Genomic DNA, 6,724 nt, shown 5'->3' on the forward strand with positions numbered 1-6,724 from the left:
CTCCTTACTATCATTTTGGATAACTTATAAATTCTTTATCATTTAAATAAGATAAATCTCCACTTAAATCTTTAAATTTGATTCTATGTGAATGTAAAAAAACTCTAAAATTTTTTTTACCACCATACTTTGTATCGCCATAAATCGGAAAACCTAAATGTGATAAAGTCACTCTAATTTGATGTTTTTTTCCTGTTATTAATCTTGCATATTTTTTAGAATTTTCACTAAAAAATTCTGTTATAGCTAATATATTTGAGTTTTTTACTACTTTCATTTTTTGCTTAGTTTCATCTTTTTCAAGAAAAAGTGAAGAAGTGAATTTATTGTCTATTTTTATATCAGATTTAAAGATATAAATTTTTTCAAATTTCTTTTGTTTTTCTTTTAATTCGACAAGTGCTTTATAATTTTTTGCATATATTACTATTCCTGAAGTTTTTTTATCTATTCTACCTATGTGAGATGGAATAAAAGAATCTTTTTGTTTAAAATTTAAATACTTTAAAATTTGTAAATCTAAACAATTATCTTCACTATGAATAGCTATATTTTCTTCTTTATTTACTATTAAAATATTTTTGTCTTCAAATATTATAGAAAAGTTTTTTTCTTTACTGTTATTTGTGGTTGTAAATTCTTGATTTATTTTTTCTTCATTTAGTCCATAAACTTGGATTTCATCATTAACCCTAATAATATATTTTTTATCATTGCTTCTTTTGCCATTAATTTTTATATCTTTTAAGCGAAAAAGTTTTTCTATTTTAGATAAAGGAACCTTGTTAAAATATTTAATTATAAATTTATATAATCTTCTACCTTCATCATTTAACGTTGCTTTTATTATTCTCATAATTGAATTTTACTTTAAATTTATTTTTTATTTTATAAAAAATTAATTTTCTTCTATTCTAGATAAAATAAACAAAGGAGCGGTTTCTGCTCTTAATATTCTTTTTCCTAAACTTATTGCTTTAAAGTTGTTTTTTAAAGCTAAGTCCACTTCTTGTTGACTAAAACCGCCTTCTGGACCTATTAAAAATAAAGAATTTTGAGGAAAAAGAATATTTTTATCAGAAGTTTCAACTTTTTCATATGCTATATATTTATTTTTTATATTTAAGTTTAAAATTTCTTTAAAGTTAATGGGATAATGTATTTTCATAACTTTATTTCGGAAACTTTGTTGCGTGGAACTTTTGGCAATTTCTTGTCATCTTTCAATTTTTTTGTCAATGTCGTTGCCTAATTTTTGCTCAACATTTTCACTAAAAATTGGATAAAAATCACTTGCACCTAGTTCTGTAGCCTTTTGAATTAATCACTCAAAACGCTTGATATTAATTATTGCACTTGCTATGATAACAGGTTCATTAAATTCGTGATTTTCTTTAAGTTCTTGCTCAATTATCGCTAAATCACCTTCTAAATGACAAATATAGAATTTTTCTTCATATATACAAATTATTTTTTCGTTTTTTATTCTAGCTACCTTTATGTGATGGAGAGTTTCATTGGATAATATAAAATAATTATTTTCTTTTTTTTGTGCAAAAAATCTCATCATAATTTACTCCTATTTTTGTTAAATTAGTTTATAATATTATAGAAAAGCCATCATAGCTCAGTAGGTAGAGCGCATCCATGGTAAGGATGGGGTCGCAGGTTCGATTCCTGTTGTTGGCACCATATCAAATAGACCATAAAAATCTCTTCTTAAAATAAAGAAGAGATTTTTTTATTTTTCACTTGGTATTATGTGAATATGAGTATGAAAAACTTCTTGACCTGCTTCTTTTTCGTTGTTTACAAGTAGTTTAAAACCTTTTACATTTAATTTTTGAGTTTGTTCAATTGCAAGTTCTTTTGCCTTTACAATTAAATATTCTAAGTCACTATTTTCAATAGAAAATAAATTTCTAGAATAAATTTTAGGAACTACTAAAAAATGTCCTTTTGTAACTGGTTTTATATCAAGAAAAGCTATAACTCTTTCATCTTCATAAATGATATTTGCTGGTATTTCTCTATTTATAATTTTTAAAAATAATTGTTCCATTTTACATCTCTATTTTTTAGTTGTATTTTTATTATTTGATTCTGGGTCTAAAATTGAATCTTTATATTCAATTTTGTAACCAGCATCTTCATAGAATTTTTTAATCTCTTCATATAGAGTGTTTTTGTCTGCTAAATATAATGAAAATGCCAATATTTCCTTTTGTTCTACTGTATTTCAAGGTGTGTGATCTAAAGAGAAATAAGTTTTATATGTTGTTACATTGTCTTTTGTTGTTGCTTTGTTTTCATCAAATAAAGGCACAATTTTATTTACATAAGAAGCTGATATTTTGGTTAAATCACTACTTATAGCTTTTACAGAAGAAGGATAATCACTAAGTACTCTACCTGCATCAGAAATATTAGGAGAGTAAGAAGGTGTGCTTGAATCTCAAGTTACATCTACTGCATAAGTTCTTGCAGAAGGGTGTTGTTGGTCTTTGTTTGTAGTCAATACCATCTTGATAATTACTGTTGCTCTTTTTTGGATGCTATCTGATTCAAAAGGCATAATTTTTTCAACAGTATAAGTAACATCACTATGTTCTGCTGCTTTAACAACTTCAATATCTTCTTTAGTTAATTGATATTTTGTTTTTGTCTTGTCAAAAGAGTCTTTTAGTTTGATAGGTAATTCTTTTTTACCTTTTCAACTTTCTGCAGCTGCTAAATCATTTTTAGAATATATAATTCTAGAATTTTCATCCACAAATCCGCTCTTTATATTTGTCTCTCTTTTCAAAGTATAAACATCATAATTAAAACTTCCTTTAGGGTTAGAACCTTGATTGTAGAGAATTCCTTGATATGATAATAATTGTTTTAAATCAATATCATCATTCACATTTAATAACTCAAAATCCTGTATTTTATTGGTGTTTTTGGAATTTTTAAATCTTTCATCTACTAAAGAGTTAAAAGAATTTTCATCTTTAATTTCTAATAAATTATAAGTGGCTAAGTCATCTGAATCAGTAGACTCATATTTTCAAATTTGAGCAGGTTGTTTTTCTAATAAAAGTGTTTTTAAAAAGAAATCTTTGGTTTCTGGATTAGTATTTTGATATGCTAATCTTTGATTATAATTTGTGTTTTTTTCCGCTGAATTTGTTTTATATTTATTGGATTCAATAATATCTTTAGATTCAGAACTAGTTAAGAATTTAAAAACTAAAACCATTTTTAAAATATTGTTTTTTAAATCTGAATTATTGTTGTTAAATAAAATTTCAAATCCTTTTTCTGTAAATAATTTATTTGGTCCTACCTCTGTATATAATTCTTTTAATTCTTCTGTAGTTAAAAAATTATTAGAATTTAAATCATTTATAAATTTTACTGTAAAGGTGCTGTCTTTTTTCAACTCTTGTTTTTGGTAAAAATTAAATGCTTTTTTAACTAATGCATAAAATTCGCTATTTTTGTTTTTAAATTCTTGATCTAAGTTTTGATTTTTAAATCATTTATCAGTTAAAATGGTTTCGATATATTTGGTTTCAATAAATCTTTTAACTACTTCTTTTTTTAATTTCTCATCTTGAATTATTTTTTCTGAACTTTCTACTTCAACAGGAGAACAAGAAACAACAGATAACGGAATAATTCCCGCTATAACACTTGTTAATAATGAATATTTAATTTTTTTCATTTCATTCTCCTTTATTTATTTTTAATAATTCCAAAATGTTTTTGTAAAGCATCATAAATAGTGTCTACATCTGATTTTTCTGTTTTTCCTGTAATTGTTCAGTAGTTTTTAGTGTTGTCAAAATTAAAATCAGCATTTAAATTGTATTTTTTAATTTCTGTTAAATAAGTTTCAATTTTAGTATTTATTTTTAAAATTAAATCATTAGAATAAGAAATTATTTTATTATCAATATTTTTTTCTAAAGACTTAATATAATTGGTTTTTTCTTCTTCAGACTTATTACTTTTTACATCTGTCAATAATTTAGTTTTAAATTTTTCATCAGATATTGTGTCTTTTAAAACAAAACTTTCGTTTTTTAATTCATTAAATAAGTCATTTATTTTAAGTCTGTTAGTTATTGAAGAGTTAATTTGATTATTAGCATTTAATTGTAATTCTTTTTTAAGAATTTCTTGTAATTTATCAAAAGTGTTTATTGAATTTTTTAAAATAATATTCAATCCTTTACTTGAATAAATAATTGAACTGTTTTCAGTTAATTTATAAATTGTGTGAATTCTATAACTTGAATCGGTAGTTTCTCCAAAAGTTTCTTTAAAAGCTTCACCAGCTTTTTTAAGTTCTCCATCGCTTAGTTTATCAATAAAATCTGCTATTTTTTTATTTAGTTCATTAATTTCAGTTAATTTTTTATTAGTTAAAGTTGAAGCATCTGGAAGTAAATTTTCATGTCCATTTGCAAATAACTTTTCTTTAATTTTACTAAATAAAGTAGTGGATAAAATATGTGTTGCTTCTTTTGCACTAAATACATTATCTAAAAATGTAATGCCATAAGAAGAATCTTCACTATCAAAAATTTGACTTAAATTTCTTAAAGGTAATTGTCCTAAATTTTGTGCATTTGTTTTATTAACTGATGAATTAATTGTGTTAAGTAAAATTCTATCAGTAGATTTTTGATTCTCATCTGAAGTAGCAGTATTTCCTTTGAAGTTTTCAATTAAACTTAGTGTAGTTTTTACTTCTTGTGTGGTTAAATCATTAGAATTTATTTGGGTTACTGAATATCTTAATAATTCTTTTAAATCAGCTTTAGCAATTGTTCATGCATCTTGTGCATTTGAAGAATTTTGATTAGCATGAATAACTAATTGAGAAACATCAAAGAATGAAAATTTATCTTTTAATAAAGCATTATTGTTAAAATAAAATTTATTAATTACATTATTTGCATTCATATACTCTTTAACATAAGAATTTGTTAAAAATGCAGAAACTTTATATTCATCTTTAATTTTTTCTTTTTCAGATTCTGTTTTAGATTTATCACTTTCTCTTTCGATATTTGGAATAAATCCATTTACAACGTTTGAACCTTTGTCAGCATCATCTTCTAAAATGATAATATCTTTAAATAATCTATCACCTTTTTTATAAACAATATTTCCATTTTTATCTTTAATATCTTCACTTAATACTCTATTTTTAACATCTTTATATAAGTATGTTGTTGAAAACTCTGGAGTAAATCTTGCAAAAGCTTTTTTTTCTGCTTCTTTATATGTTAAATATTCAACTGCTTTATCAAAATTGACTGCTCCACCAAATTTTGGATCTGTAGAAATATATTTATTAAATTCAGATTCTCAATTTTGGAAACCATAAGTTCTTTGATATCTTCTTCTTTCGTCTTCAAGGAATTTTTGTTGTGATTGTTTTAAATCATCATAGCTTTTAAAATTAGGATTAAATCTATCGTTTGCACTTGTTTTACCTGCTACATAAGATTTATCTCATGCTTTTTTGAATAATTGAGAAGCCTCATATTCTTCTTCATAAAGATAATTAATTAAAACTTTTTGTGCTTCATCAAATTGTTCTTTATTAATAACTGAATCTGTTTGGGTTGCGTTGATAATATCTTGAAGATTTAAGTTTTTAGGACCGTTTGGTGTAGATATACTTACTAAAATATCTGAATCTGCTCTAGCTGCAATTTTTGTAGGTTGTGCATTAGTGATACCTAAAGGAATTCCTATAGCTAATCCAGAAACTACCAAAGCAGCTGATGCAAATAAAACTCCATTAAGGATTTTTCTTTTTTTAATTTGTTCTGGTGTTCTTTCTTTTTTTTGTTTTTTCTCGCTTTTGGAATTTAATCTTGCAAGTTTTTTAGAAAGTTTTTCTTTTGACATATTTACCTCTTTAGTTTGCTATTTAATTTATATTAATTAAATTAATATAAAAATTTTACCAAATTTTAATGTAATATAAATTAAAAATAAAAAAATAAAAAATTTTTCATTTTTTTGCTTTTTATAATTATAATAATTAATACACACGCAAAGGAGTATGAATGATGTACAAAAAATTTTCTGAAGGAATGATTGAAGTTATTACCGGTCCTATGTTTTCTGGAAAAAGCGAAGAATTGTTAAAAAGGATTAGAATTTTAGAATATGCAAATATTAAAACTTTAGTAGTTAAACCACACTTTGATAATAGGTTTGCAGAAGATGAAATAATTTCTAGATCAGGAGCAAAAATATCAACTTTTAATGCTTCTACAGCCGAAGAAATAAAAGAGTTATTTAATAAAAAAAATTATAAAGCAATCGCTATTGACGAAGTTCACTTTTTTGGTAAAGATGTTCTTAATTTACTTAGTGATTTAGCTGATGATGGTGTAAGAGTAATAGTAAGCGGTTTGGATATGGATTATTTAAGAAGACCTTTTAGTATTGTTCCAGCATTACTTTCAATGGCTGAAAATGTTACAAAATTGCAGGCAGTATGTGTAAAGTGTAAAAATGCAGCATCTACAAGTTTTAGAAAAATTAATAGTAAAAATGTAAAACTTTTAGGGGACACTGAAGAATATGAAGCAAGATGCAGATCTTGTCATATAAAAGGCGAATTTGGAAAAATTAAAGATAAAAACGAAGACAAAAGTGAAGAAAAATAACCGGAAGTGTAATAAATTTTGTGTAAAAATTTCTCAAT

6 protein-coding genes and 1 tRNA gene are annotated in these 6,724 nt (G+C 24.3%); 2 read left to right on the forward strand and 5 right to left on the reverse strand.

Going from position 1 to position 6,724, the window contains the following annotated elements:
• Nucleotides 1-7: 7 nt before the first annotated feature.
• Together ACXX86_RS01540 and ACXX86_RS01545 are read right to left on the reverse strand one after the other, a co-directional pair.
• Nucleotides 8-856 carry a pseudouridine synthase gene (locus ACXX86_RS01540; protein WP_458559344.1) on the reverse strand — a complete coding sequence of 283 codons (849 nt, stop codon included), beginning with the start codon at nt 854-856 and terminating at the stop codon, nt 8-10.
• A gap of 42 nt (nt 857-898) precedes the next feature.
• Nucleotides 899-1,570 (reverse strand): 16S rRNA (uracil(1498)-N(3))-methyltransferase, encoded by a 672-nt coding sequence (locus tag ACXX86_RS01545; RefSeq protein WP_458557684.1) that lies wholly within the window; start codon nt 1,568-1,570, stop codon nt 899-901.
• Between the two features lie 46 nt (nt 1,571-1,616).
• Between ACXX86_RS01545 and ACXX86_RS01550 the strand changes: the two genes are divergently transcribed.
• A tRNA-Thr gene (locus tag ACXX86_RS01550) sits at nt 1,617-1,692 on the forward strand.
• Nucleotides 1,693-1,741: 49 nt separating this feature from the next.
• Here the strand turns inward: ACXX86_RS01550 and hinT are convergent.
• The 3 genes from hinT to ACXX86_RS01565 are packed head-to-tail and all read right to left on the reverse strand — an operon-like array spanning nt 1,742 to nt 5,916.
• Nucleotides 1,742-2,062 carry a histidine triad protein HinT gene (gene hinT, locus ACXX86_RS01555; protein WP_436358842.1) on the reverse strand — a complete coding sequence of 107 codons (321 nt, stop codon included), beginning with the start codon at nt 2,060-2,062 and terminating at the stop codon, nt 1,742-1,744.
• Nucleotides 2,063-2,071: 9 nt separating this feature from the next.
• The gene (locus ACXX86_RS01560; protein ID WP_458561005.1) at nt 2,072-3,712 is read right to left on the reverse strand and encodes a HinT-interacting membrane complex lipoprotein P60; all 1,641 of its coding nucleotides are present in this window, start codon (nt 3,710-3,712) and stop codon (nt 2,072-2,074) included.
• Between the two features lie 11 nt (nt 3,713-3,723).
• The gene (locus tag ACXX86_RS01565) at nt 3,724-5,916 is read right to left on the reverse strand and encodes a HinT-interacting membrane complex protein P80 (RefSeq protein WP_458557682.1); all 2,193 of its coding nucleotides are present in this window, start codon (nt 5,914-5,916) and stop codon (nt 3,724-3,726) included.
• A 161-nt stretch (nt 5,917-6,077) separates the two neighbouring features.
• Here ACXX86_RS01565 and ACXX86_RS01570 point away from each other — a divergent pair, with 161 nt between their 5' ends.
• Nucleotides 6,078-6,686, forward strand: a complete 609-nt coding sequence (locus tag ACXX86_RS01570) for a thymidine kinase (RefSeq protein ID WP_436358839.1) — start codon at nt 6,078-6,080, stop codon at nt 6,684-6,686.
• The last annotated feature ends 38 nt before the right edge of the window (nt 6,687-6,724 follow it).

The sequence above is a fragment of the Mycoplasma sp. CB776 genome (assembly GCF_054343395.1).